This is a genomic window from Curtobacterium sp. MCBA15_012 (assembly GCF_001864935.2).
Lineage (GTDB): Bacteria > Actinomycetota > Actinomycetes > Actinomycetales > Microbacteriaceae > Curtobacterium.
In genome coordinates this window covers 499,601-525,023 of the sequence record NZ_CP126267.1, presented here as the reverse complement: position 1 = coordinate 525,023, position 25,423 = coordinate 499,601, and the positions used below count along the sequence as shown (strand labels likewise).

The window sequence follows — 25,423 nt, the reverse complement described above, 5'->3', positions numbered from 1 at the left end:
ACCAGCCGGACTGCCCGTGGAGGACCGACTCGCCCGGATTTCCGGGGTTGTCGCGGGTCTGGAGGGGCCTGAGTGACCGATGTGACGGCCGTGACGGCCCTCCGGCGCCCTCAGCGACCACGACGGGACCGTCCGGGCCCGGGAACGACGGACGCCCCGCCACCCGGGAGGGGTGACGGGGCGTCGCGCGGAGTGCTGCTTACCAGGAGCTCTTCGTGATGCCGGGGAGCTCGCCACGGTGGGCCATGTCGCGGAAGCGGACACGGCTGATGCCGTACTCACCGAGGTGGCCACGGGGGCGACCGTCGATGGCGTCACGGTTGCGGTAGCGGACCGGCGACGCGTCGCGGGGCAGCTTCTGCAGGCCGACGCGGGCTGCCTCACGGGACTCGTCGGAGCCGTTCGGGTCCACGAGGGCCTTCTTCAGCTCGAGACGACGCTCGGCGTAGCGCGCGATGACCTCGGCGCGCTGGTTGTTCTTCGCGATCTTGCTCTTCTTCGCCATGCTTAGCGCTCCTCACGGAAGTCGACGTGCTTGCGGATCACCGGGTCGTACTTCTTGAGCACGAGACGGTCCGGGTTGTTGCGACGGTTCTTCTTGGTCACGTAGGTGAACCCGGTCCCCGCCGTCGAGCGGAGCTTGATGATCGGACGAACGTCCTGACCCTTCTTGGCCATCAGATCTTCTCCCCACGGGCGAGGAGGTCCTTGACGACGGACTCGATGCCGCGTGCGTCGATGACCTTGATGCCCTTTGCGCTGAGCGTGAGCGTGACGTTACGACGAAGCGAGGGCACGTAGTACGTCTTCTTCTGCACGTTCGGGTCGAAGCGGCGCTTCGTCCGGCGGTGCGAGTGCGAGATGTTGTGTCCGAAGCCGGGGGTGGCTCCGGTCACCTGGCACACTGCTGCCATGGTTTCCTCCTGAGTACCGAGCGACCGGACGGCCGCTCCCAAGGTCACTTGCCTGGTACGCACGCGCTGTCGACCGGTCCGTGACCGGGCTGCCAGCGAGGGGGTTGTGCGCACCGCCCAGGCCCGCGGACCCTGTCGAAGGGCCGAGAGCGCCGCGCGACCGCGGCGTACGCGACGGTCGGAGGGCTTGGAACAACTGGGTCTGCCACGCGGACGCGGCGGACCAGGGGACAACGTTACGGGACGGCCGCGCGTGTCGCAAGCCCGGGCCGTGCGTCGGTCCGGCCTGGAGGCGCGGTGCGCGTCCGCCACGCAGGCGCCGGCTCGCCGAGTGCGCCGGTTCCGGCCCGCTCGACGGCCCGCCGAGTGGGCCGGTTCCGGCCCGCTCGACGGCTCGCCGAGTGCGCCGGTTCCGGCCCGCTCGACGGCTCGCGACGACGGCTTCCGCCCGCACGGCGAACGGCCGCGGCATGTCCTGCCCGCTCGCGCGGACGCGGCCAGCACCGCCGAGCGCCCGCGCCGCGCCACCCGCCCGCTCGCTCGCTCGCGGCGGACGCGGCCCGCGCCGCGGCCCGCGCCGCTGCGCCGGGCCCTACGGCGCCGCGGTCGGCTCCGGCGCCAACGCCTGCACCACGAGCGCACCGAGCTGCTCCGGCGCGGTGAACATCGGCCAGTGCCCGGTCTCGAGCCCGAGGATCGTCAGGTCCTCCACCGCGACGAGCTCGGTCGTCCAGGCGTGGTGCTCAGCCACCATCGCGGCGAGGTCGGCGGCCGGCACCTCGCACGACACCACGGTCGCGGGGATCCGGTGCCGGGCGGGGTCGGCGTAGTGGAACGGGTCGGTCGTGACCGCGGGCGGCTCCGGGACCGCCCGACGTTCGAACGCCTGCCGGAGCTCCGGCGTCATCCCGCGCACGGTCGCCGGCTCCCACACGTCCCAGGACGGCAGCGGGACGACCCCGTCCACCGCGGGCAGTTCGTCGTTGATGCTCGCCCCGTCCGGTCCCGGGAAGGTGTCGACGTACAGCAGGCGCGCCACGAGCGCGGGCCGCTGGTCGGCGGCCATGAGCACCATCGGGCCGGCGCCGGAGTGCCCGGCGAGCACGACCGGCTCGTCCGGCGTGGCGACGTCGTCGAGCACCGCGACGATCCCGGCGACCTGCTCGTCGAGCGTGTCCCCGACGCGGGTGACCGCCTGGACGGAGTGCCCGGCCGCACGGAGCACCGGGACCACCTCGTCCCACGCGCTCGCGTCGAGCCAGAACCCGGGCACCAGGATGACGTGCATGGCGGGGAGGTTACTCGGCGGTCCGTGCCGCCGTGCACACCGCGCACTCGCCGAAGATGTCGACGACGTGGCTGGCGTTCGTGAACCCGTTCGCCGCGGCGACGTCCTGCGCCCACCGCTCGACGGGGTCGGCCTCGATCTCGACCGTCCGGCCGCAGTTCCGGCAGATCAGGTGGTGGTGGTGCGCGTCGGTCGTGCACGCGCGGTACAGCGACTCGCCGTCCTGCTGCAGGGAGTCGGCGTCGCCCTCGGTCGCCAGGTCCGACAGCGCCCGGTACACGGTCGCCAGTCCGATCGTCGACCCGTCGTCCCGCAGGTGCTGGTGGAGCGCCTGCGCGCTGACGAACCCCTCGGTGCTCGAGAGCGCGGTGCGCACCGCCTCACGCTGCCAGGTGTTCCGCTTCGGCTTCTGCACGGCGTTCACGCTGCCACCCCTTCCCTGTCGTCGGCCTGGAGGCGCGGCTCGCCCCCGCCGTCCTGCTCGCGGCCCGCCACGCGGTCGCGTCCACGCCGGTCCCGTCGCGTCCCGACGATCCGGCAGACCACCCAGATGAGGAACGAGATCGTCGTCACGTACGGGCTGATCGGCAGCCCGCCGCCGATCGCGAGCAGGATGCCACCGACGACCGACACCACGGCGAAGACCGTCGACAGCACCGGCACGACGACCGGGTGTGACGTCAGCCGGAGTGCGGCGGCGGCCGGCGTCACGAGCAGCGAGAGCACGAGGAGCGCGCCGACGATCTGCACCGACACCGCGGTCGCGAGCCCGAGGACGAGCATGAACACGAGCGCGAGCGTGCGCACCGGCACCCCGGCCGCCGCGGCGACGTCCGGGTCCACCGACGAGAACATGAGCGGGCGCCAGATCACCAGCAGCGTCACCACGACGATCGCCGAGACCACGACGAGCGAGGTCAGCTGCGGGTTGTCCACCGAGACGATCTGCCCGGTGAGCAGCCCGAACTTGTTCGCCGCGCGTCCCCGGTAGAGCGCGAGGCACAGGATCCCGAGGCCCAGGCCGAACGGCATGAGCACGGCGATGATCGAGTTCCGGTCGCGGGCGCGGGAACCGAGCAGTCCGATGAGCAGCGCCGCCACGACCGAGCCGACCAGCGAGCCGGTGACGACGTTCGCGCCGAACAGCAGCGCGGCGCTGGCCCCGGCGAACGACAGCTCGGAGATGCCGTGCACCGCGAACGGCATGTTCCGCGCGACGACGAACGGCCCGATGAGCCCGCCGACGATGCCGAGCACGGCGCCGGCCCAGATCGAGTTCTGCACGAGCACGAGGAGCTCGCCGTAGTCCTGGAACGAGAAGACGGTCGAAAGCACGTCCATCAGATCCGCCCTTCGTCCGGTGTCGGTGCGTGCGGGTCGGGGTCGCAGTGGTGGCCGCCGACCTGGTCGTGGGCCTCGTTGCCGCCGACGATGACGATGCGGCCCATCGTGCGGACGACGTCGACGGGGGTGCCGTAGAGGTCGCTGAGGACCTCGGCGCGCAGGACCTCGTCGGGGGTGCCGATGCGGAACCGGCCGCCCGCGATGTAGAGCACCCGGTCGACGACGTCGAGGATCGGGTTCACGTCGTGCGTGACGAAGAGCACCGAGGCGCCCTGCTGCCGCCGCTGCCGGTCGATGAGCTCGGTGACGCCGCGCTGGTGCCGCAGGTCGAGCGAGATGAGGGGCTCGTCGCACAGGAGCAGTGCGGGGTCGGCGGCGATGGCCTGTCCCACGCGGGTGCGCTGCTGCTCGCCGCCGGACAGCTCGGCGACGGGGGCGTCCGCGAACGCCGTCGCGCCGACCTCGTCGAGGATCCGGTCGATCCGGGCGCGCTCCGCCCGGGAGGCGGGGAGCACGCCCCACCGTGAACCGGTGACGCCCTGCGCGATCATGTCCCGCGCCCGGAGCGGCGTGCCGGACTCCATCAGCCGCTGCTGCGGGATGTAGCCGATGCGCCGGTGCCCGCGACGGACGGGCTGGCCGAGGAACGACATCGTGCCGCTGGTCAGCCGCTGCTGGCCGAGCACGGTGCGCAGGAGCGAGGTCTTGCCGGCGCCGTTCGGCCCGAGCACGGCGACGAACTCCCCCGGCGCGACGTCGAGGTCGAGGTGCGACCAGAGCGCGCGCGATCCGTACGACAGCGCGGCGTCGCGGAGCGCGAGCACGGCGGGACCGCCGCGGCCGTCGGCCGCAGCGGTCCGCGAGGGAGCCTGGACGGTGGTCACTTCGTGAGCGCCGCCTGGATCGCGTCGATGTTCGCCTGCTGCCACGAGACGTAATCCTCCCCCTTCGGGAGCGTCTCCGTGACACCGACCACCGGGATGCCGGCCTGGTCGGCGGCCTGCTTCACCTGCTCGGTCTCCGGGCTGGAGGTCTGCTCGTTGTACGCGAGCATCCGCACGGTCTTGTCGCGGAACAGCTGCAGGGTCTCGTTGAGCGCGGCCGGCGGCACGTCGTCGCCCTCCTCGATCGCCTCGGAGAACTTCTCGGGCGTCACGTTGTCGAGGCCCATGGCGTCGAACAGGTAGCCGGGCACGGGCTCGGTGTACGCCACCTTCTCGCCGTCGACCTTGGCCTTCGCGGCGGCGGTCTGCGACTCGAGGTCGTCGAGCTTGGCCGTGAGCGCCTTCGCGTTCGTCTCGAAGGTGTCGGCCTGCGCGGAGTCGAGCTTCGTCAGGCGCTGCTGCACCTCGGCCACGAGCTTCACCATGGTCGGGTAGTCGTAGAAGACGTGCTCGTTGAACTCGCCGCCGTGGTCGAGGCCGGACAGCTCGGCGACGTCGATGGTCGCAGCCTTCGTGCCCGAGGCCTTCGCGAGCGTCGTCATGAAGTCGTCGTAGCCGCCGCCGTTCTCGACGAGCAGGTCGGCCTTCGACACCGCGAGCTGGGTCTTCGCGCTCGACTCGAACGAGTGCGGGTCCTGGGACGGGTCGCTGAGGATGCTCGTCACCTCGACGTCCTTCCCGCCGACGGACTGCACGATCGAGCCGTACACGTTGGTCGATGCCACGACGCGGACGGTCCCGTCGTCGCTCGCGTTCCCGGACGCTGAGGACGTCGCGCATCCCGTCAACGCGAGGGCGGCGGCGCCGGCGATGAGCGGCAGGGCGAGGAGGCGACTGGTCATGACGTCGACGCTACGGCTTCCTGATAACGATTGTCAAAACCGCTCTCATGCAGGTGCACTCAGGGAGGCGGGTGGAGCCGATGCGGGTCGGCCTGCGTCGGTCGGTCCCCACGGACGGACGGGAGGCGCGGTGCCAGCCGGCACCGCGCCTCCCGTCCGCCCTGCGGTCGCGTGGGCGATCAGGCCTTGGTGGCCGCGTCGATCGTGTTCTCGGCGATCGTGTCCTCCTCGCGCCCGGGGGTGCGGAGGTTCCACTTCTTGATCACGAACGAGAACAGGAAGTAGTAGACGACCGCGTACGCCAGGCCGATCGGGATGAGCCAGATCGCCCCCTCGGCCTTGCCGAAGTTCAGGACGTAGTCGATCGCGCCGGCCGAGAACGAGAACCCGTCGCGGATGCCGAGCGCGTTCACGAGGGCGAGCGACGTCCCCGTGAGGAACGCGTGGATGACGTAGAGCGGGAACGCGACGAACATGAACGAGTACTCGAGCGGCTCGGTGATGCCGGTCACGAACGAGGTGAGCGCGGCCGAGATCATGATGCCGCCGACGAGCTTGCGGTTCTGGATCTTCGCGTTCCGCCAGATCGCGAGCGCACCGGCGGGCAGCGCGAACATCATGATCGGGAAGAACCCGGTCTGGAAGATGCCCGCGGTCGGGTCGCCGGCGAGGAAGCGCGCGATGTCGCCGTGGTAGGTCACCCCGCCGCTCGTGAAGCTGCCGAGCTGGAACCACGGGAAGAAGTTGAGCAGCTGGTGCAGCCCGATCGGGATGAGCATGCGGTTGACGAACCCGAACACCCCGCCACCGAGCACGGCGTTGTCGGCGACGGCCTGACCGGCTGCGGTCAGCGCGATGTCGAAGTAGCGGTAGACGAAGGACATCAGCACGGCGATGACGAGGCCGGCCACGGCCGCGAGGATCGGCACGAGGCGGCGGCCCGAGAAGAAGCCGAGGAAGTCGGGCATCTTCGTGCGGTGGAACCGCGTCCAGAGCCCGGCCGAGACGAGGCCCATCACGATGCCGCCGAGGACACCGAAGTTGATCGTCGCCTGGGCGCCGTTCGCGTCCTTCACACCCGCGAGGACGATCGGCGACATGGCCGCGAACACCTGGTACATGACCATGTAGCCGACGACCGCGGCGAGCGCCGTCGTGCCGTCGGACTTCTTCGCCCAGCCGATCGCGATGCCCACCGCGAACAGCAGCGGCAGCCAGGTGAAGACGCCGTTGCCGGCGGCCGCGATGATCGAGGCGCCCTGGGCGAACCCGGGGATCGCACCGAGCATGTCGCTCTGCCCGAGTCGGAGCAGGATGCCGGCGGCCGGCATCACCGCGATCGGGAGGAGCAGGCTGCGGCCGAGCCGCTGTGCGTTGGCGAAGAGCTTGGACTGCTTCTTCGGGGTCTTCTTCTCCGGCACGTCCGTGGCAGCAGCAGTGCTCATCGGCGTTCCTCTCGTCGTCGGGTGGAGCTGTCGGGGAGTTGAGCGGGTCAGACCACACCGGTACGCTCGGCGTGACGCCGCTCCGGTCCTGTCCGGTCATGACCAGTTCCGTAGTCTGATCCCGAACCGAGTGGGTGTCAACCCGTTCCACGAAGCCGTAACGAGGAGGAAACGATGGCCGAGATCAAGGCAGCCGACATCATCGCCGCACTGGGTGGCGCCGACAACATCGACGAGGTCGAGGGCTGCATCACGCGCCTCCGCGTCGAGGTCGAGGACGGCGACCTCGTCGACAAGGCCGCCCTGCAGGCAGCGGGCGCGCAGGCCGTCGTCGGCGGCGGCACCGGCTGGCAGGTCATCGTCGGCCCGGTCGCGGACAACCTCGCGCAGGACATCCAGGACGAGCTGTGACGGCGGTCCGGACCCCGTTCGCGGGTCCGGTCGTCGCGCTGGCCGACGTGCCGGACCCGGTCTTCGCCGGACAGCTCGTCGGGGCCGGCGTCGCCGTGGACCCGACCGGCGTCGACGGACCGGTCACGGCGGTGGCCCCGGTGGACGGCACGATCGTCAAGCTCCACCCGCACGCGTTCGCGCTGCAGGGCTCGGCCGGGACCGACGTCCTGGTGCACGTCGGCATCGACACCGTGAAGCTCCGGGGCGAGGGCTTCGAGCTGCTCGCGGCCGAGGGCGACACCGTCCGCGCCGGCGACCCGGTCGTGCGCTTCACCCCGACGGCGATCACGGCCGCCGGGTACTCGCCGGTGTGCCCCGTCGTGGTGCTCGGCAGCGCGCCGGACTCGGTCGACCAGGGCACGGTCGGCACCACGGTCGACGAGGGCGCCACGCTCTACACGGTCTGAACCGGGCGGCGCACCACGCGGGAGGTCACGGCGACGTCGCCGTGACCTCCATCTGCACGCGGTAGCGGTCCGAGCGGTACCAGGAGCGGCTGTGCTCGACGGGCCGGTCCCCCGAGTACGACACCCGGTCGAACTCGAGCAGGGGCGCTCCCGTCCGCGTGCCGAGCAGCGTCGCGACGTCGTCGGACGCGGGCGTCGCCGCCACGGTCTGCTGCGCGCGGTCGATCGGCCTGCCGTACTCGACCGCCGCGAGCGAGTACACCGACCCGGACAGGTCCTGGTCGAGCAGCCCGGGGAACGCGTCCGCCGAGAACCAGGCGTCGTCGACCGAGACCGGTGCGCCGTCGGCCATCCGGAGGCGCTTCAGGTGGTGGGCGGCGACGTCGCCGTCGAGCCGCAGGGCCGCCGCGGTGTCGGCCGGCGGGACCTTCTCCTCGCGCACGAGCACGACCGTGGTCGGGACGTGGCCGAGCGCGCGCATCTCCTCGGTGAACGAGGCGAGGTGCAGCGTCGACTGCACGGGCCGGTGCGCCACGAAGGTGCCCTTGCCGCGGACCCGCTCCAGGTAGCCCTCGTTGACGAGCTGGCCGAGGGCCTCGCGCACGGTGATGCGGGAGACGCCGTACTCGGCGATGAGCTGCCGTTCCGAGGGGATCGCCGCGCCCGGTGCGAGCCGCTTCGTCGCGAGGTCGAGCAGGATGCGCCGCAGCTGCTGGTGCTTCGGTTCGGCACCCTCGGTGATGCGGCTCGTCATCCGGTCCCTCGTGCTCGGTCGCGCGGCATGGTGGTCGTGGAGGTGGTCATGCGCGGACATGACCAGTTGCCCTCACAGTATCGATTCGTCCGGAGAACGCCAACGCCGTGACAAGATGACGCGCGTGACCTCGGTGGTGATCGTCGACGACGAGACGCTCGTCCGCTACGGCTTCGAACTCATCCTCGGTGCCGCGGCGGACATCGACGTGCTCGCCACGAGCGGGGACGTCGACGCCGTCGAGACCGTGCGGCGGCACCGGCCCGACGTCGTCCTGCTCGACGTCCGGATGCCGCGCGTGAACGGCCTCGAGGTGCTCGCCCAGCTGCGCGAGCTCCCGGAACCGCCCGCGGTCGCGATGCTCACCACGTTCGACACCGACACGCAGGTCGTCGCCCGCGCGATGGACTCCGGGGCGTCCGGCTTCCTGCTCAAGGACACCGACCCCGAGTCGCTCGCCGAGTACGTCCGCGCGCTCGCCCGCGGCGGGATCGTCCTGGCGCCCGGTGTGGACCGCACCCGCCTGTTCGCCCAGCACCCCGCGGTCGAGGCGCCGGACCTGTCGCCCCGCGAGCACACCGTCGTCCGGCTCGTCGCCGAGGGCGCGAGCAACCCGGAGATCGGCCAGCGCATCGGCGTCAGCACCGGCACCGTGAAGGAGGACGTCCGCGCCCTCCTCGCCGCGTTCGGCGTCACGACCCGCGTCCAGCTCGCGCTGCGCGCGGCCGAGGCCGGGCTGCTCGATGGCTAGTCCCGTCAGCCGCGTCACCCGGGCACTGTGGCGGGCGGACGGGAGGCTCGAGGGACTCGTCGACGCCGGCCTGCGCTGGGTGCGCACCCGCCGGACACCCTGGTGGCTGGTCGACGCCCTGTTCGTCGCGGCCGCGGTCGTGGACGCCGCGCTCGACATCGCCGGGACGACGACGACCGAGCGCACCCTGTCGCTCGTCGCCGCCGGTGCGCTCGTGCTCCGGCGCCGCCTGCCCGTGCTGACGTTCGCGCTCACGATGCCCGGGCTCTTCATCGGCTCGGGCGTCGTCGCCGCGAGCATCGCGCTCTTCACCCTCGGCGAGCGCACCGACCGGCGGTGGCTCATGCTCCTCGCCGCGGTCGTGCAGTTCGTCGGGTTCAGCGGCTTCGTCGTGGGGCCGCCGCAGCAGCTCGACGAGATCGTCGTCTCGACCGTCTACGCGCTCATCTTCGCGCTCGGCCCGCTCGCCATCGGGATGCTCGTCCGCACCCGTGCGGTGCTCGTGGACCGCATCGCCGAGCTCGGGGCCTCCCGGGTCGAGGAGCGGCGCCGCGGGGCCGAGGTCGCACTGTCCCGCGAGCGTGCTCTGCTCGCCCGCGAGATGCACGACGTCGTGTCGCACCAGGTGACGCTCATCGCGGTGCAGGCCGGGGGTGTGCAGATGGCCGGCCGTGACGCCCGCGAGCGCGACTTCGCCCGGACGATCCGGCAGCTGTGCGTCGTCACGCTGCAGGAGCTCCGCGAGATGGTGCAGGTGCTCCGCGCCTCGGGCGGCACCGACCGCGAGATCGCGCCGCAGCCGGTGCTCGCCGACCTCGACCGGCTCGTCGCCGCGAGCGGCCTGCCGACCGAGGTCGCCGTGGACCTGCCGGACACGCTCCCCCTGCCCGTCCAGCGCGCCGTCTACCGGTTCGTGCAGGAGGGCCTGACGAACGTCCGCAAGCACGCCCCCGGCGCCGCCGTCCGGGTCACCGGTCGGATCGAGGCGGACGAGGTCGTCGTCGACCTCGTCAACGGACCGGCCTGCGCGGACCGCCTCGAGCTGCCCGGATCCGGCCTCGGACTGATCGGGCTCGGCGAGCGGGCGTCGCTGCTCGGCGGCAGCCTGACGTCCGGCCGCGGCGCGGACGGCGGCTTCGCGATCCACCTGCGCCTGCCGGTCGAGCACCTGCCGCTCGCGACGGCCGGCTGACCCGCCGTGCCGCACCTCGTCCTCGAGGCGTGCCCCGAGGGGGACGCCGGGTGGCCGATCGGCCACCCGGGTTCACGCCCCGGTCCGATGCGGGACGACCGCGCCGTCCGGTGTGATGACACCGTGGCACCCGAAACCCTCATCGCACACCTGCGTCGCTCCCCCGTGACCGTCGCCGTCGCCGTCGCAGCGCCGGTGCTCCTCGTCACCGCCCGGATGGCGCACGCCGAGCCGGACTTCCCGCACCACCCGCCGGTCGCGGTCGTCGCACTCGTCGCCGTGGTGTTCGCCGCGGGCCTCGCGGAACGCAGCTTCGGGTCGCTCCGGACCCTGCTGATCGGGGTCGCCGCACCGGTCGCCGCGGTCCTCGTCACGCTGCTCACCGTGACCCTCGGTGCCGCGATGGGCGAGGCGCACGCCGAGTTCGCCGCCGGACAGCCGCTGTTCGCCCCCTCGATGGTCGCGACCGCGCTCCTCGGGGCCGCGTCGGCCGCGATGCCGGTGCAGCGCCGTCGCCGGACCCGCACGGTGCTCTGGACCGTGGTGCTCACCCTCGTGCTCTTCGCCGGACACGGCTCCGACCTGGCCCGTGCCCTGGCGACCCTGTTCGGGACCGCGGCCGGCGCGCTCGTCGTGCACCGCGCCTCCCGGTCCGACCGGACCACCCGACCGGCGGCCGACGCCCCCTGGAACCCGCGCACCCTGGTGGTCGCGACGCTCGTCGCCCTCGGTGCCGGCACGCTCGTCACCCTGGTCGTGCCGGAGCCCGACGGCGTGCTGTCACCGTTCGCCGACGCGATGAGCGACCGCGCCGTGCTCGTCGTCGGTCTGCTGCTGCTCGGCTCGGCGTGGCTCGTGCAGCGCGGTCGTCGTGCCGGCGTCGTCCTGGCCGCCGGGGTCCTCCTCACCCTGACCGCGGTGCTCTCCGACGTGTTCCTCATCGAGCCGATGACCGACGACGCGGTGCAGTGGCAGGGGCTCGGGGTCGACGCCGTCGAGTGGCAGGTCACGCTGCTCGGGGCGTGGATCGTCCCCGCCGGCGTGCTGCTCGCCGTGGTGGCGCTGCGCGGACGGCTCGTGCGGGCCCGCTTCCGGGCGTCGAGCGCGTGCGCCGAGGACTTCCGCGGCATGCTCCGCAGCGGTGACGCCGGATCGCTCGGGCACATGGGCACCTGGCAGGGCAACGCGACCTGGGCTGACCGGGCCGGACGCGGTGCCGTGGCCTACCGGGTCTGCGGCGACGTCGCGCTGACGGTCTCCGACCCCGCCTGCGCCGCCGAGGACCGCGCGGCCGTCATCGACGCGTTCACCGCCTTCTGCGCACGCCAGGGCTGGATCCCCGCGTTCACCACGGTGCACGAGCCCGTGCGCGAGCTCCTCGCGGCCCAGGGCTGGACCGCGCTGCCCGTCGGCGTCGAGTCCGTCCTCGACGTCACCACGTTCGACCTCCGCGGCAAGAAGCGCCAGGACCTCCGCACGGCCTCGAACCGGGCCGACCGCGAGGGCCTCCGCGACGAGTGGACGACCTTCGGTGCCCTCGACGACGCACAGCGCGCCGAGGTCGAGACCATCTGCGCCCGGTGGGCCGCCGACCGCCGCCTGCCCGAGATGGGCTTCACGCTCGGCGGGCTCCGCGAGCTCGACGACCCGGCCGTCCGGCTGCTCCTGGCGGTCACCGCCGAGGGCCACGTCACGGCCGTCACGAGCTGGCTGCCGGTCTACGAGCACGGTTCGCTCGTGGGCTACACGCTCGACGTCATGCGCCGCGGCGACGACGGGATGCCCGGTGTGATGGAGTTCCTCATCGCCCGGACCGCCCTCCGCGCCCGCGAGGCCGGCCTCACCACGATCAGCCTGTCCGGCACGCCGCTCGCCGTGCACGACGACGCCGGTCCCCTGGTCGCCCGCGGCTCGAAGCTGCTCGCACGCCTGCTCGAGCCCGCGTACGGGTTCCGGTCGCTGCAGCGCTTCAAGGAGAAGTTCGGCGCCCGGCACGAACCGCTCTGGCTCGTCGTCCCGTCCGCGGTCCAGGTCCCCCGCGTCGCCCGCGCCCTGACGAGCGCGTACGTCCCCGGGCTCCGGCCGAAGCACCTCTGGGCGCTCCGCCAGGCCCACACCGCCACCACGACGCAGGCCACGCCGGTGCCCGCCGCACCGCGCCCGTGAGCCCCACCGAGTGGCTGCTCGCGACCCAGCTGCAGGCGCCGTCGAAGCTCGTCCCGATCGACACGGCCTTCGTCGTCCTCGCCCTGGCGGTGCTCCTGCCGGCCGTGCGCCGGTGGCGTGACCGCTCCGCGTGGAAGTCGGTCGGGCTCCGCGCGGCGGTCGCCGCCGGCGGCGCCCTCCTGCTGCTCGTCGCGTGCTTCGTCACCACGCACGTCGTCGACCTGTTCGGCGTCGCGCTGAGCCCGGTCACGCAGATGTGGAGCGCGTTCGCGGGGGCCGGGCTGGCCCTCGCCGTCACCGGCATCGTGCAGGGCGGCGGGTGGCGACGGGCCCTGGCGATCGTGCTCGTCCCGGCCGCGCTGGTCGTGCCCGCCCTCGGCATCAACGTCGAGTTCGCCAAGTACCCGACGCTCGGCACCGTCGTGGAGACGAACCCGTACCCGACCCTCGGAGCCGGTGCACGTCCCTCGTCCGGCGCGACCCCGAGCCAGGCGTCCGCCCCCGCGACCCCGACCATGCCCGCGGCGGGCCAGGTCTACACCACGGAGATCCCGGGCACACGGTCCGGCTTCCACGCACGGCCCGCGGTCGTGTACCTGCCGCCGGCCGCCCTCGTCCCGGACCCGGCCCCGCTCCCCGTCGTCCTGGCGTTCTCGGGCCAGCCCGGCTCCCCGAGCGACCTGTTCACGGCCGGCCAGCTCGCCACCCCGCTCGACGAGTACGCGCGCACCCACGGCGGGCGCGCACCGATCGTGGTGTCGGTCGACCAGCTCTCGACGCCCGGCCTGAACACGATGTGCGTCGACTCCCGACTCGGGAACGTCGACACCTACGTCACGCAGGACGTCCCGGCGTGGATCACGACACACCTGCCCGCGACCACCGACCGGCGGGCGTGGGGCCTGACCGGGTTCTCGCAGGGGGCGACCTGCTCGATGCAGTTCCTCACCGGGCACCCGGACCAGTTCGGTGCCGCGTTGGCGGTGTCGAGCGAGCTCCAGCCGATCGACATCTCCGCCCGGCACAGCGCCGACCAGGCCTTCGGCGGGTCCGTCGCGCGGTGGCGGGCGGCCGCCCCGATCGCGCAGATGCAGGCGAAGGGTCTCGCCGGGCACGCGCTCTGGCTCGCGGCCGGGTCGTCCGACGCCGAGTTCACGAAGAACGCGCAGCAGCTCGGGGACGCCGCGACCGCTGCCGGCGCCCGGGTGACCGCCTCGACGGCACCGGGCAGCGGACATGACTGGAACACCGTGCAGTGGGCGTTCCGGACGGACGTCACGCCGTTCGCGGACGCGCTGCTGGCGGCGCTGCCGGCACCCACCGGGTGATGACACCTACCGATACATCACACTCTTGACGATCGGCTCCTCCGCTGCCAGGGTTGTCCTGCTCGCCACCGAGCACACGACACGAGGGGGAACATGCACCACACGATCGCGAAGAGCATCATCGGCCTCGGCCTGACCGCGGCACTCGTCGCCGCCACGGCGACCGCGGCATCGGCCGGTCCGCTGGAGGTCCTGGGGAACGGGACCGAAGCCGGGGGCACCGTCATCACCGATCCGTCGGGAGGTTCCCGCACGATCACCGGGACCGGCGCGCGCAGCGACGGCGGGGGCGGCAGCTTCTGGCAGTGGGGTGTCAGCGGCGGCAGCGCCTGGTCGAACTACTTCCGTGAATCGCGGTGCCACGGAGCCACCGCGATCGGCAAGAAGAGCAAGCGGGTGACCGGCATCCCGGGCGGGCGGTACGCCTACGCGGCGACCCCCAAGGCATCCAGCGGCAACCAGGCCTACTACCACAACTGCTGAGCGGCGGGGCGGGTCCTGCACAGCGGGACCCGTCCTCGTCCGGAACGAGGAGCTCCGATGACCCTCCGCCCAGTCGGGATCGCCTACGCGATCCCCCCGGTCCTGGCGTTCTTGCTCGCCTGCGTCGGTCTCGCCGTCGTGAGCGAGTCGGGCCTCGTCGGGGCGTCGTCGACCGTGACGGCCGTCGCCGGCAGCGCTCCGGCATCGAACGGCCGAGTGGCCGACGCCCTGCGCGAGGCCGCAGATGCGACCGGTTCGACCGTCGTACGGACGATCGCGGACCGGGAACACCCCGAGTCGCGGCGGACCGCGCTCGTCACCGCCGCCCCGGGCTCAGCCGGCCGTGCCTGGCTGCGCGACGGCTACACCGACTTCTGGCCCGGCGTCGCGACCCGCGTCCGGCCCATGACCGCGCTGGTCGACCACGATCCCGTCGGGACCTACGAGGTGTTCGGCGCCCCCGCAGGCCGCACGGCGGTGGCCGCGGCCCTCGCCGACGTCGGGTACGAGACGACCTCCGCGACCACGTCCTTCGCCGACCGCATCGGCCTCGGCGCTGGCCCGGCCGGTACCGCTGGTCTCGTCGCGGCGATGTGCTCCGGCTGCGTCGCCCTGTGCCTGGTGGACACGATCGGTTCGCCACGGCGAGCCGCCGTCAGGCGAACCCACGGTCGGAGCACGATCGCAGTCCTCCGGAGTGAGTTGGTCGAAGCGCGGATCGTCGCGTTCGTGGTGCTCGTCGGCACGCCGGCCGTCCTGCTCGGGCTCTGGCTCACGGGCCGGGCCTCCTGGGCGCCGACCCTGGCGGCGTCCACCGGCCTGCTCGGCGCAGCACTCCTCGCGCCGGTGGTGCTCGCGCACATCGTGGGGACGGTCCTCGCCTGTCGACTCCCGCTGACGACGGCCCTCCGCGGAGCGCGGCCGAGCAGCACGATCGTGGTGCTCGCACACCTCGCTCGCGTTCCCGTCCTGCTCCTGCTCGTCTCCGCGGTCTTCGACCTCTCCGGGTCGGTCGCCGCCCTGCGATCGGGAACCGCCGCACGCGACCTCCGGGCGGCCGGAGCCGCAGTCCAGCTCTGGGTCACGCCCGATCCCCGACCGGTGGAGACGCAGCAGTACTGGGACCGGATCGGCGGGTTCGCCGCGGACGCGCTCCGAGGACACGGCGCCCTGCTGGCCGCGCCCGCGGAGGTCTCGTCGGGGCGTGACGGGACGACGGTCCCCGCGCTCTTCGTCGACCCGGAGTACCTCCGCCTCCAGGACGTGCGCGCGGCCGACGGTTCGCGTCTCACCGACGACGCCGAGGTCGCCGTGTGGCTGCCGCCGCGGAGCGACCTCGATGCAGAGGCACTGGTGGCCGCGCTCGGAGCCTGGGAGCTCCGGGGTGCAGGCGGTGCGGCCGCCCGGACAGCGATCGGGACCCTCCGCTCCGACGAGCTGTACACCTACCCCGGCGACACCTCGTCCCGGGCGTGGCTCCCGAACGCGGTGCTCGTGGTCGTCCGGGACCCAGCCTCGGCCTTCACCGCGGACCAACTCGGCTCGTGGACGTCCACGGGCGACGTCCTGTTCCGGTCCCGGGCGGTCGCCGAACGCGCGATCCGCGACTCGGCCCTCGGGGACGAGTTCAGCGCCGTCGTCGACGTCGGACAGGCGGCTGCCGAGGAGGCCCGCTCCGCCCTGCTCGACACCGGTGTCGGTGCCGCCGCGGTCGCGAGCGACGTCCTCGTCGCCGGCGCGCTCGCCGGGGCAGCCATCGTCGTCACGCGCCGTCGCCACGGTCGCGCCCGGTTCCTGGCCTCGGCCTCCGGCCTGCACCCGCTCCGCGCCGATCGTGCGCTGTTCCTCGCAGAGGCAGGACTCGCCTCCGTCGCCCTCCTCTGCGCCTTCGGGCAGTGGGGCGACCGAGCTCCGGACGGTACCGGCCGCGCCTCCGTGCTCGACCCGGTCGCCGCCGGGACACCGACGGCTGCGGCGCTCGCGGCCGCAGCCGTCCTGGTCGTCGCGTGCGCGAGCTCGACGCTCGTCGTGGTGACGGCCCGCAGGAACGATCGGACTCGAGGGGCGGGAACACGGTGATCCAGGTCCGGAACGTCGAGAAACGGCGCGGGTCCACGATCCTCTGGGGCGGGTTGTCCTTCTCGGTGCGTCCCGGCGAGGTCGTGGCCGTCACCGGTCCGAGCGGCGCCGGCAAGTCGACGCTGCTCGACTGCGTCGGGCACATCGACACGGTCGACTCCGGCTCCGTCGTCATCGACGGGAGGGACGCCGGTCGCAGTGCACGGCGGGCGCGTCTCGTCCGACGTGACGTGCTGGGGTACCTCTTCCAGGACTTCGGCCTCGTTCCCGACCTGACCGTGGCTGCGAACGTGGACCTCGCACGGAATCGTCACGGTGCCGTCGCGTCGGATGGGCCGACGACGGCGGCGGCACTCGCCGCCGTGGGCCTGGACGGGCGTGGAACGGAACGGACCCACCGGCTCAGCGGCGGTGAGCAACAGCGGGCCGCGGTCGCGCGACTCCTCGTCAGACGCCCGAAGGTCGTGCTCGCCGACGAGCCGACGAGTGCGTTGGACGACGAGAACGCAGCGCTCGTCCTCGACCACCTCGAGCGGTTGGCCAGGGGCGGCACGGCGGTCCTGATCGCCACCCACGCGTCCGCCGTCGTCGCGCGGGCGACACGGACCGTCGAGTTGGCGGCACCGACCACTGCGCAGACTCGGCGCTGACCGGGCCGTGCTGACCGATCCGTGCTGACCGGCCTTTGCCGACCCGATCGGTGCTGAGCGGCCGACGCTGCTCGATCGGCGCTGGGCCGCCAGCGAAGAGCGGCCCTCGCCGGCGGGTCAGGCGTTCGCGACGAGCCAGGACCGCTGCGCGGGTGCGAGCGGACGGTCGGCCCAGACCTGCCCCTCGACCCCGGCGGGCGCGGTCACCGACGCGGGGCCCTGCCACACGAGGTCGAGCCCGGAGCGCCGGAGCACCGCGGCCGAGGACGGGTTGTTCGTGAGCACCCGACCGGTCACCGGGACGTCCGGTGCCACCCGAGCGGCTTCGTCCACCGCGGCACGGGCGAGCTCCACGGCGTACCCGTTGCCCCAGGCCTCCGGCACGAGCCGGTAGCCGAGGTTCCAGACGTGCCCGGCGGTCATGTCGACCCCACCGACCCCGACGAACGCGCCGTCGGTCGTGCGGACCGCCCACGAGCCGAGCCCGTGGCGCGCCCGGCCACCGATCTTGCGCTGCACCATGTCGACCGTCGACGACCGGTGCGCGTGCCGGCCAGAGGGCAGGTGCGTCCACGTGCGGGCGTCCGAGAAGAGCGCGTGCACGACGTCGATGTCGGCCGGCGTGAGCGGCGCGAGCACCAGGCGACCCGTTCGGATCTCCTGCTGTGGGGTCAGGAGCTGGTGGACCATGACCCGATCATCGTCCGCCCCACCGACAACCGGGTGGACACCACGCGACGTCCGCGCGATCCGGCCCGAGCATGCGGTCCCCCGCACCGCCCGGACCGGCTCACCGGCTCACCGGCTCACCGGCTCAGTCGAGCAGGAGCGCGGGCTCCTCGATGACCGAGGCGATGTCGTGCACGAAGCGCGAGGCCACGTCGCCGTCCACCACGCGGTGGTCGAACGAGGCGCCGATCGTGGTCACCATGCGCGAGCGGACCTCGCCGTCGACGACCCACGGCTTCGGCTTGATCGTGCCCATCGCGACGATGGCGACCTCGCCCGGGTTGAGGATCGGCGTCCCGGTGTCCATGCCGAACACCCCGATGTTCGTGATCGTCACGGTGCCGTCCGCCATCTGCTTCGGCGTGGTCTTGCCGTCACGCGCGGTGATGGTGAGCTCCTCGAGCGCCTTCGCGAGCTCGAACAGGGACATGTCCTGCGCGTCCTTGATGTTCGGCACGATGAGCCCGCGGGGGGTCGCCGCGGCGATGCCGAGGTTCACGAAGTGGTGGACGATGATCTCCTGGTCGGTCCAGGTCGAGTTCACCGAACGGTTGCGGCGGACGGCCCAGATCACGGCCTTCGCGAACACGAGGAGCGGCGAGACCTTGACGCCCGCGAACGTCGGCGAGGACTTCAGGCGCTTGACGAACTCCATCGTGCGGGTCGCGTCGACGTCGACGAACAGGGAGACGTGCGGCGCGGTGAACTTCGACGTCGTCATCGCGGTCGCGATCGCCTTGCGGACGCCCTTGACCGGGATCGTCTCGCGGCGGACGTCGCCCCACTCGGGCGTCTCGATGTTGCGGAAGACGCCGGCCTGCTTCGCGTGCCGGATGACGTCGTCGCGCGTGACCTCGCCCGCGAGGCCGGTCGGCACGACCTCGCCGAGGTCGACGTCGAGGTCCTTCGCGAGCTTGCGGATCGGCGGCTTCGCCAGGACCTGCCCGGAGACGACGGCCTTGCGCGGACGGCTGCCCTGCGCCGCGACCGCCTCGGCCGTGGTGTCCTCGCCCGGGTCGGACGCGGCCTCGGCAGCCGCCTGCGCGTCCGCACTGGAGGCGCGGCTCGCCTCGGCCGCGAGCGCTGCGGCCCGGCGCGCGCCCGGCTTGCGACGGGACGGGGACGTGGTCGCGGAGCCGTAGCCGACGAGGACGGCGCCCGACGACTCGTCGGACCCGACGACGGTCGCGTGGTCGGCGACCTCGGGGTCCGCGGCGGTGTGGCGCGCCTGCGGCGCGGCCGCTGCGGGCGACGGGGCCGGGGTCGCGGCGGGTGCCGGTGGGGTCTGCGCGACCGGGGCCTGGGCGACCGGGGCCGGTGCGGCCGGTGCGGGAGCCGGGGCGGCGGCGACCACGGGCGATGCCGGAGCGGCGTCGGCGACGGGGGCCGCGCCTCCCGTCGGGGTGCCGGTGGGCGCGCCCGAGGCGACCGACGCGTCGGACTCGACCCGGATGATCGGCTTGCCGACCTCGACCGTGTCGCCCTCGGAGACGAGCAGCCCCGTGACGGTGCCGGCGAACGGCGACGGCAGCTCGACGAGGGACTTCGCGGTCTCGATCTCGACGAGGACCTGGTCCACGGCGATCTCGTCCCCGATCGCGACGCGCCACTGCACGATCTCGGCCTCGGTCAGGCCTTCGCCCACGTCGGGCAGGGGGAATTCGGCGACGGCCACTTCGGCTCCTTCAGCGTCCAGTGTCGGATCGGTCAGTACGCGAGTGCGCGGTCGACGGCCTCGAGGACCCGGTCGGCGTCCGGCAGGTGCAGGTGCTCCAGCTTCGACACCGGGAACGGCACGTCGAACCCGGAGACCCGGAGCGGCGGTGCCTGCAGCGTGTAGTAGCACTGCTCGGCGACCGTCGCGGCGATCTCGCTGCCGACGCTCACGAAGCCCGAGGCCTCCTGCGCGATGACGAGCCGACCGGTCTTGCGCACCGAGGCGAACAGCGGCTCCCAGTCGATCGGCGAGATCGAGCGGAGGTCGATGACCTCGCAGCTGGTGCCCTCGGTCTCGGCGAGCTCGGCCGCCTGCATGAGGGTCGCGACCATCGCACCGTGGCCGACGAGCGTGACCTCGGTGCCGGTGCGGGCGACGCGCGTGGTGTGCATCGGGACGTGGCCGCCGACGAGGTCGACCTCGCCCTTGGGCCAGTAGCGCGACTTCGGCTCGAGGAAGATGACCGGGTCCTTCGAAGCGATCGCCTCCTGGATCATCCAGTACGCGTCGTTCGGCGTGCTCGGGCTGACCACGCGGAGGCCCGGGGTGTGCGCGAAGTACGCCTCCGGGGACTCCTGGTGGTGCTCGACGGCACCGATGTGGCCGCCGTAGGGGATGCGGATGACGACCGGCAGCGACATGTGCGCCGGCAGACGGTTCTGCATCTTGGCGAGCTGCGAGGTGATCTGGTCGAAGCCGGGCCACACGAAGCCGTCGAACTGGATCTCGACGACGGGGCGGTAGCCGCGCAGCGCGAGGCCGATCGCGGTGCCGATGATGCCGGCCTCGGCGAGCGGGGTGTCCCGGACGCGCTCGGCGCCGAAGCGCTCCTGCAGTCCCTCGGTGATGCGGAAGACGCCGCCCAGCTGGCCGATGTCCTCGCCCATGAGCAGGACCTTGTCGTCCGCCTCGAGCGCGGCGGCGAGGCCGGCGTTGAGCGCCTTCGCCATCGGCAGGGTGGGGGTGGGGTCGCTCGGGACCTCGCCCGCGCCGGGGTGGGCGCGCAGCGTGTAGTCGAAGAGCTGCTCGGTGGTGCTCATCAGTGGGAGCCCCCTTCGTAGGCGGCCTCGTACCGTTCGAGCCAGGCCTGCTGCTCGGCGACCAGCGGGTGCGGCTCGCGGTACACGTTCCGGAACATGACGTCGACGGGCGGCGGCGTGAGTGCCACCGTGCGACGGCGGACGTCGGCGGCGATGTCCTCGCCCTCCTCGTCGAACGCGGCGAGCTGCTCGTCGGTGACGCCCTTGCTGCGCAGGTACGCGGCCGAGCGGGCGATCGGGTCGCGGCGGACCCACTCCTCGAGCTCGTCGTCACCGCGGTAGCGGCTCGGGTCGTCCGAGCTCGTGTGCGCGCCGATGCGGTAGGTGTCGGCCTCGACGAACGCGGGGCCCTGACCGCTGCGGGCGTGCTCGGTCGCGACGACCGAGGCCGTGTAGGACGCGAGGACGTCGTTGCCGTCGACGAGGACGCTCGGGATGCCGAAGCCGCGCGGGCGGTCGACGAGCGGCGTCGGGGACTGCGTGGACACCGGGACCGAGATCGCCCAGTGGTTGTTCTGCAGGAAGAACACGACCGGGGCCTGCGTCGAGGCCGCGAAGACGAACGCCTCGTTGACGTCGCCCTGGCTCGTCGCGCCGTCGCCGAAGTACACGATCGAGCACGCGTCGACGTCGGGGTCGCCCGTGCCGACGACGCCGTCGAGCTTCTGCCCGAGGGCGTAGCCGGTGGCGTGCAGCGTCTGGGAGCCGATCACGAGGGTGGAGACGTGCGTGTTGCCGCGCTCGTCCGGGTCCCACCCGCCGTGGGTCTGCCCGCGGTACATCGCGATGATCTCCATCGGCTCGACACCGCGGTGCGTGGTGACGGCGTGCTCGCGGTACGAGGGGAAGACGTGGTCCTGCGCCCGGAGCGCGAACACGGAGCCGACCTGGGCGGCCTCCTGCCCGTGGCTCGGGACCCACAGGCCGAGCTGGCCCGTGCGCTGCAGGTTGTGGCCGGCGTGGTCGAACCGACGGGTCAGGACCATCCGGCGGTGCATCGCCAGCAGGGTCTCGTCCGGGATCGCCCGCGCTGCGGCGGCGTACTCGGCGTTCTCGTCGGTCTCCACGAACCGGCCCTCGGGGTCGAGGATCCGGACGGTGGTCGTCGCGGGTGCCGCGGCGCGGAATGACATGCGAGCCAGGTTAGTGCCAGCCACTAGTGGGCTGCTTGGAGGTCCGCCACAAGCGACCGTGCCGTTTCGAGGAGCGTTTCCACAGCCTCGTGCTCGCCGATCGAGATGCGGATGCCCTCCCCCGCGAAGGCGCGGACGATGATGCCGGCACGGTCGAACCGCTCGGCGGCGTCGGCGGTGTGCGCTCCGGTCGGGAGCCACACGAAGTTGCCCTGCGCGTCGGGCACCGGCCACCCCTGCTCGCGGAGGGCGGCGACGATGCGGTCGCGGGAACGTGCCAGTTCCGACACGCGTCCGAGCAGCTCGTCCTCGCGTTCGAGGCTCGCGAGCGCCGCGGCCTGCCCCTGCGCGGTGACCGAGAGCGGGATCGCGCAGGCCCGGACGGCGTCGAGCACGTAGACCGGACCGACCGCGTACCCGACCCGCAGCCCGGCCAGGCCGTACGCCTTCGAGAAGGTCCGGAGCACGACGAGGTTCGGGTACCGCCCGAGCAGCGGCGTCCCGCTGACGGCCGTCGGCTCGGTGACGAACTCGGCGTACGCCTCGTCGAGGACGACCAGGACCGACGCCGGCACGCGCGCCATGAACGCCGCGAACTCGGCGTCGGTGACGACCGGGCCGGTCGGGTTGTTCGGCGTGCAGACGATCACCATGCGCGTGCGCTCGGTCACCGCGTCGGCCATCGCGTCGAGGTCGTGGCCGCCGTCCGGACGGTTCGGCACCTGCACGCTCGTGGCGCCCGCGACGGTCACGACGCCGGGGTAGGCCTCGAAGGAGCGCCACGCGTAGACGACCTCGTCACCGGGGCCGCTCACCGCACGGGCGAGCTCGTGCAGGATCGCGACGCTGCCGGGTGCGACGTGGACCTCGTCCGGACCGACGCCGAACCGGTCGGCGAGGACCGTGCGCACGGCGAGCGCGGTGGCGTCCGGGTAGCGGTTGAACGCGGTCTGCGCGTGCACCGCCTCGACGACACCGGGGAGCGGCGGGAACGGGTTCTCGTTGCTCGAGAGCTTGTAGGCGTCGGCAGCGGCCTGGCGGCCCTGCTTGTAGGCGGGGAGGACCGCGATCTCGGGTCTGATGTGCACGCGCGCGTCAGTCACGCAGCCAGCGTAACGGCGGGGAGGACCGCGATGCAGTGCCCGTGGACGCGCGCCGGATGTGCACGCGCGCGTCAGTCACCGCAGCGTAACCGCGGGGAGGTGGCGCCACATCGATGCCACGGAGCCTCCCCGAGGGAACCGCGGGCATCATGGCGGCATGCGATTCCTCGTCCGCCTCGTCGTCAACGCCGTTGCGCTCTGGCTCACCACCCTGATCGTGAGCGGCGTCACCGTGGACCCGTTCGGCACCGGCGACACCACCGCCGTCGTGCTGACGTTCCTGCTCGTCGCGTTCGTCTTCGGCCTGGTGAACGCCGTCGTCGGGACCGTCATCCGGGTCGTGGCCTTCCCCCTCTACGTCCTGACCCTCGGGCTGATCTCGCTCGTCGTGAACGCGGTGCTGCTGCTCATCGTCGCGGGCATCTCGGACGTGATCGGCTTCGGCCTGCAGGTCGAGTCGTTCGGCTGGGGCATCGTGGGCGCGTTCGTGCTCGCCGTGTTCTCGTGGCTGATCGGGCTGTTCGTCCGGCCGGTGCTCGACCGCCGCCGTCGGTGACGGACCCGGCCGAGCCGACCCCGCGTGCGCCCCGCGCCGACGCGACCACCCACGCGGCGACGGCGGTCCCGACGGCCCACGCCGCGCCTCCCGACCGGACCACCGTCGCGGACGGCACCGCCGTCCGCCATGATGAGCACATGACCACGGACGCCGACGCCCCGTTCCGCGTCTCGTTCGTCTGCAGCGGCAACATCTGCCGGTCCCCCATGGCGGGGATCGTGTTCGCGCAGATCGCCGCCGACGCCGGCCTGGCCGACCGCTTCCAGGTGGAGTCCGCCGGGACCGGCGACTGGCACGTCGGCGAACCCGCCGACGAGCGCACGATCGCGGCCCTCGCAGCGCGCGGATACGATGGCAGCAGGCATCGCGCCCGCCAGTTCGACCCGGACCGGTTCCCGGACCTCGACCTGGTGGTCGCACTCGACCGCTCCCACGAACGCGTCCTGCGCTCGTGGGCACCGACCATGGACGACGCCGCCAAGGTGACGCTCCTGTTGCGGTACGACGACGCCTGGCCCCAGCAGGCCGACGTGCCGGACCCGTACTACGCGGACCGGCACGAGTTCGACCGAGTGCTCTCGACCGTCGAACGGGCCTGCCGGGCGCTCTTCCGCCAACTCGAGCCGGCCGTCCGTCAGGGAGCCCCATGACCCCCCTTCCCCCGCAGCCGATCAGCCCGCTCGACGGGCGGTACTACCCGGTCGTGCACACGGTGGGTGAGCACCTCTCCGAGGCCGGCCTCAACCGGGCGCGCATCGTGGTCGAGGTCGAGTGGCTCGTCTTCCTGACCGACCACGCGATGTTCACCACCTCGCCGCTCAGCGTCGACGACAAGGCCGCACTGCGCCGCGTCGTCGAGACCTTCGGCAGCGAGCAGATCGCCGAGCTGGCCGAGATCGAGGCCACCACGCGCCACGACGTCAAGGCCGTCGAGTACTTCGTCCGCCGTCGCCTGTCCGAGCTCGGGCTCGACGCGATCGCCGAGCTCACCCACTTCGCGTGCACGAGCGAGGACGTCAACAACCTGTCCTACGCGCTCACCGTGCGCGACACCGTCGAGAAGGTCTGGCTCCCCGCGTACCGCGGCGTCGTCGCCCGGCTCCGGGAGCTCGCCACGTCGCTGCGCGAGGTGCCGATGCTGTCGCACACGCACGGGCAGCCGGCCACGCCGACGACGCTCGGCAAGGAGCTCGCGGTGGTCGTCTACCGCCTCGAGCGCGTGCTCGCACAGGTCGAGGCGAGCGAGTACCTCGGCAAGTTCTCCGGCGCGACCGGCACCTTCTCGGCACACCTCGCGGCGGACCCCGAGGCCGACTGGCCCGCGCTGTCGAAGGAGTTCGTCGAGGGCCTGGGCCTGACGTGGAACCCGCTGACGACGCAGATCGAGTCGCACGACTGGCAGGCCGAGCTGTACGACCGGGTCCGGCACGCCAACCGCATCCTGCACAACCTCGCGACCGACGTGTGGACCTACATCTCGATGGGGTACTTCACGCAGATCCCGGTGGCCGGCGCCACGGGCTCGTCGACGATGCCGCACAAGATCAACCCGATCCGGTTCGAGAACGCCGAGGCGAACCTCGAGATCTCGTCCGCGCTGTTCTCGACGCTGTCCGAGACCCTCGTCACCTCCCGCCTGCAGCGCGACCTGACCGACTCGACGACGCAGCGGAACATCGGGGTCGCGTTCGCGCACTCGCTGCTCGCGCTCGACAACCTGCGCCGCGGGCTCGGGGAGATCGCCGTGAACGAGACCCGGCTGGCCGAGGACCTCGACCGCAACTGGGAGGTCCTGGGCGAGGCGGTCCAGACCGTGATCCGCGCCGAGGTCACCGCAGGGCAGTCGAACATCGAGGACCCGTACGCGATGCTCAAGGAGCTCACGCGCGGCAAGCGCATCGGGCAGGAGGAGCTCGTGGCGTTCGTGAACGGGCTCGACATCTCGTCCGGGGCGAAGGCGCGCCTGACGGCGCTCACCCCGGCGACGTACACGGGGCTGGCGGACGAGCTGGTCGACCACCTGGACGTCTGAGACCGGTCGTGTCGGGTCCGGCCCGTCGCGTTCCGTTCCGGATCGGGTCGGAACGGGAGGCGCGGTGCCG

At 72.7% G+C, this 25,423-nt stretch carries 27 protein-coding genes; 12 read left to right on the top strand and 15 right to left on the bottom strand.

The window, feature by feature from the left end; genetic code table 11:
* Positions 1–199: 199 nt before the first annotated feature.
* The 9 genes from rpsN to QOL15_RS02480 all read right to left on the bottom strand — a co-directional run bounded on the left by rpsN (position 200) and on the right by QOL15_RS02480 (position 6,777).
* Positions 200–505 (bottom strand): 30S ribosomal protein S14, encoded by a 306-nt coding sequence (gene rpsN, locus QOL15_RS02520; protein WP_065962491.1) that lies wholly within the window; start codon positions 503–505, stop codon positions 200–202.
* Between the two features lie 2 nt (positions 506–507).
* Positions 508–678, bottom strand: a complete 171-nt coding sequence (rpmG, locus tag QOL15_RS02515) for a 50S ribosomal protein L33 (protein ID WP_022908193.1) — start codon at positions 676–678, stop codon at positions 508–510.
* On the bottom strand, positions 678–914 hold the full coding sequence (gene rpmB / locus QOL15_RS02510; RefSeq protein ID WP_022903747.1) for a 50S ribosomal protein L28: 237 nt from the start codon (positions 912–914) through the stop codon (positions 678–680). The genes rpmG and rpmB overlap by 1 nt, the downstream gene beginning before the upstream one ends.
* Before the next feature lie 592 nt (positions 915–1,506).
* Entirely contained in the window at positions 1,507–2,202 is a 696-nt protein-coding gene (locus QOL15_RS02505; protein WP_071249068.1) for an alpha/beta fold hydrolase, read from the bottom strand.
* Between the two features lie 10 nt (positions 2,203–2,212).
* The gene (locus QOL15_RS02500) at positions 2,213–2,626 is read right to left on the bottom strand and encodes a Fur family transcriptional regulator (RefSeq protein ID WP_083230239.1); all 414 of its coding nucleotides are present in this window, start codon (positions 2,624–2,626) and stop codon (positions 2,213–2,215) included.
* Positions 2,623–3,543: a metal ABC transporter permease gene (locus QOL15_RS02495; protein ID WP_071249070.1), complete on the bottom strand. Its 921-nt coding sequence runs from the start codon at positions 3,541–3,543 to the stop codon at positions 2,623–2,625. Before QOL15_RS02495 ends, QOL15_RS02500 begins: the two co-directional genes overlap by 4 nt.
* The gene (locus tag QOL15_RS02490; protein ID WP_171898775.1) at positions 3,543–4,430 is read right to left on the bottom strand and encodes a metal ABC transporter ATP-binding protein; all 888 of its coding nucleotides are present in this window, start codon (positions 4,428–4,430) and stop codon (positions 3,543–3,545) included. Before QOL15_RS02490 ends, QOL15_RS02495 begins: the two co-directional genes overlap by 1 nt.
* Entirely contained in the window at positions 4,427–5,332 is a 906-nt protein-coding gene (locus QOL15_RS02485; protein ID WP_071249072.1) for a metal ABC transporter solute-binding protein, Zn/Mn family, read from the bottom strand. Before QOL15_RS02485 ends, QOL15_RS02490 begins: the two co-directional genes overlap by 4 nt.
* A gap of 179 nt (positions 5,333–5,511) precedes the next feature.
* Positions 5,512–6,777 (bottom strand): PTS transporter subunit EIIC, encoded by a 1,266-nt coding sequence (locus tag QOL15_RS02480; RefSeq protein WP_065962484.1) that lies wholly within the window; start codon positions 6,775–6,777, stop codon positions 5,512–5,514.
* 174 nt (positions 6,778–6,951) lie between these two features.
* Here QOL15_RS02480 and QOL15_RS02475 point away from each other — a divergent pair, with 174 nt between their 5' ends.
* Both QOL15_RS02475 and QOL15_RS02470 read left to right on the top strand, forming a co-directional pair.
* Positions 6,952–7,188: a PTS transporter subunit EIIB gene (locus QOL15_RS02475; protein ID WP_065962481.1), complete on the top strand. Its 237-nt coding sequence runs from the start codon at positions 6,952–6,954 to the stop codon at positions 7,186–7,188.
* Positions 7,185–7,637, top strand: coding sequence for a PTS glucose transporter subunit IIA (locus QOL15_RS02470; RefSeq protein ID WP_071249074.1), 453 nt, complete (start codon positions 7,185–7,187; stop codon positions 7,635–7,637). Before QOL15_RS02475 ends, QOL15_RS02470 begins: the two co-directional genes overlap by 4 nt.
* A gap of 25 nt (positions 7,638–7,662) precedes the next feature.
* On the opposite strand, the gene QOL15_RS02465 is transcribed toward QOL15_RS02470, so the two are convergent.
* Positions 7,663–8,391, bottom strand: a complete 729-nt coding sequence (locus QOL15_RS02465) for a GntR family transcriptional regulator (protein WP_071249076.1) — start codon at positions 8,389–8,391, stop codon at positions 7,663–7,665.
* Positions 8,392–8,506: 115 nt separating this feature from the next.
* Between QOL15_RS02465 and QOL15_RS02460 the strand changes: the two genes are divergently transcribed.
* From QOL15_RS02460 to QOL15_RS02430, 7 genes are all read left to right on the top strand, one after another.
* Positions 8,507–9,142 carry a response regulator transcription factor gene (locus QOL15_RS02460; protein WP_071249078.1) on the top strand — a complete coding sequence of 212 codons (636 nt, stop codon included), beginning with the start codon at positions 8,507–8,509 and terminating at the stop codon, positions 9,140–9,142.
* Positions 9,135–10,334: a sensor histidine kinase gene (locus QOL15_RS02455; RefSeq protein ID WP_083230238.1), complete on the top strand. Its 1,200-nt coding sequence runs from the start codon at positions 9,135–9,137 to the stop codon at positions 10,332–10,334. The genes QOL15_RS02460 and QOL15_RS02455 overlap by 8 nt, the downstream gene beginning before the upstream one ends.
* 123 nt (positions 10,335–10,457) lie before the next feature.
* Positions 10,458–12,500, top strand: coding sequence for a bifunctional lysylphosphatidylglycerol flippase/synthetase MprF (locus QOL15_RS02450; protein WP_139197572.1), 2,043 nt, complete (start codon positions 10,458–10,460; stop codon positions 12,498–12,500).
* On the top strand, positions 12,497–13,828 hold the full coding sequence (locus tag QOL15_RS02445) for an esterase family protein (RefSeq protein ID WP_071249082.1): 1,332 nt from the start codon (positions 12,497–12,499) through the stop codon (positions 13,826–13,828). Before QOL15_RS02450 ends, QOL15_RS02445 begins: the two co-directional genes overlap by 4 nt.
* A gap of 93 nt (positions 13,829–13,921) precedes the next feature.
* Positions 13,922–14,311 carry a lactococcin 972 family bacteriocin gene (locus tag QOL15_RS02440; protein WP_083230237.1) on the top strand — a complete coding sequence of 130 codons (390 nt, stop codon included), beginning with the start codon at positions 13,922–13,924 and terminating at the stop codon, positions 14,309–14,311.
* A 57-nt stretch (positions 14,312–14,368) separates the two neighbouring features.
* A complete protein-coding gene (locus tag QOL15_RS02435) occupies positions 14,369–16,390 on the top strand; it encodes a hypothetical protein (RefSeq protein WP_065962468.1) in 2,022 nt (673 codons plus the stop codon).
* The gene (locus QOL15_RS02430) at positions 16,387–17,040 is read left to right on the top strand and encodes an ABC transporter ATP-binding protein (RefSeq protein WP_065962467.1); all 654 of its coding nucleotides are present in this window, start codon (positions 16,387–16,389) and stop codon (positions 17,038–17,040) included. Before QOL15_RS02435 ends, QOL15_RS02430 begins: the two co-directional genes overlap by 4 nt.
* 117 nt (positions 17,041–17,157) lie before the next feature.
* On the opposite strand, the gene QOL15_RS02425 is transcribed toward QOL15_RS02430, so the two are convergent.
* The 5 genes from QOL15_RS02425 to QOL15_RS02405 all read right to left on the bottom strand — a co-directional run bounded on the left by QOL15_RS02425 (position 17,158) and on the right by QOL15_RS02405 (position 22,762).
* A complete protein-coding gene (locus QOL15_RS02425) occupies positions 17,158–17,730 on the bottom strand; it encodes a GNAT family N-acetyltransferase (RefSeq protein WP_071249084.1) in 573 nt (190 codons plus the stop codon).
* A gap of 124 nt (positions 17,731–17,854) precedes the next feature.
* Complete coding sequence (locus QOL15_RS02420; protein WP_071249087.1) at positions 17,855–19,444, bottom strand: dihydrolipoamide acetyltransferase family protein; 1,590 nt, start codon at positions 19,442–19,444, stop codon at positions 17,855–17,857.
* 32 nt (positions 19,445–19,476) lie between these two features.
* Positions 19,477–20,436 carry an alpha-ketoacid dehydrogenase subunit beta gene (locus tag QOL15_RS02415; RefSeq protein WP_065965218.1) on the bottom strand — a complete coding sequence of 320 codons (960 nt, stop codon included), beginning with the start codon at positions 20,434–20,436 and terminating at the stop codon, positions 19,477–19,479.
* A gap of 89 nt (positions 20,437–20,525) precedes the next feature.
* Positions 20,526–21,659, bottom strand: coding sequence for a thiamine pyrophosphate-dependent enzyme (locus tag QOL15_RS02410; RefSeq protein WP_071249089.1), 1,134 nt, complete (start codon positions 21,657–21,659; stop codon positions 20,526–20,528).
* A gap of 23 nt (positions 21,660–21,682) precedes the next feature.
* Positions 21,683–22,762: a histidinol-phosphate transaminase gene (locus QOL15_RS02405; RefSeq protein ID WP_065964669.1), complete on the bottom strand. Its 1,080-nt coding sequence runs from the start codon at positions 22,760–22,762 to the stop codon at positions 21,683–21,685.
* Positions 22,763–22,919: 157 nt separating this feature from the next.
* On the opposite strand from QOL15_RS02405, the gene QOL15_RS02400 reads away from it, so the two are divergent.
* From QOL15_RS02400 to purB, 3 genes are all read left to right on the top strand, one after another.
* The gene (locus tag QOL15_RS02400; protein WP_071249091.1) at positions 22,920–23,318 is read left to right on the top strand and encodes a phage holin family protein; all 399 of its coding nucleotides are present in this window, start codon (positions 22,920–22,922) and stop codon (positions 23,316–23,318) included.
* A gap of 140 nt (positions 23,319–23,458) precedes the next feature.
* Positions 23,459–23,971 carry a low molecular weight protein-tyrosine-phosphatase gene (locus tag QOL15_RS02395; protein ID WP_065964671.1) on the top strand — a complete coding sequence of 171 codons (513 nt, stop codon included), beginning with the start codon at positions 23,459–23,461 and terminating at the stop codon, positions 23,969–23,971.
* Positions 23,968–25,353: an adenylosuccinate lyase gene (gene purB / locus QOL15_RS02390; protein WP_065964666.1), complete on the top strand. Its 1,386-nt coding sequence runs from the start codon at positions 23,968–23,970 to the stop codon at positions 25,351–25,353. Before QOL15_RS02395 ends, purB begins: the two co-directional genes overlap by 4 nt.
* Positions 25,354–25,423: the final 70 nt, after the last annotated feature.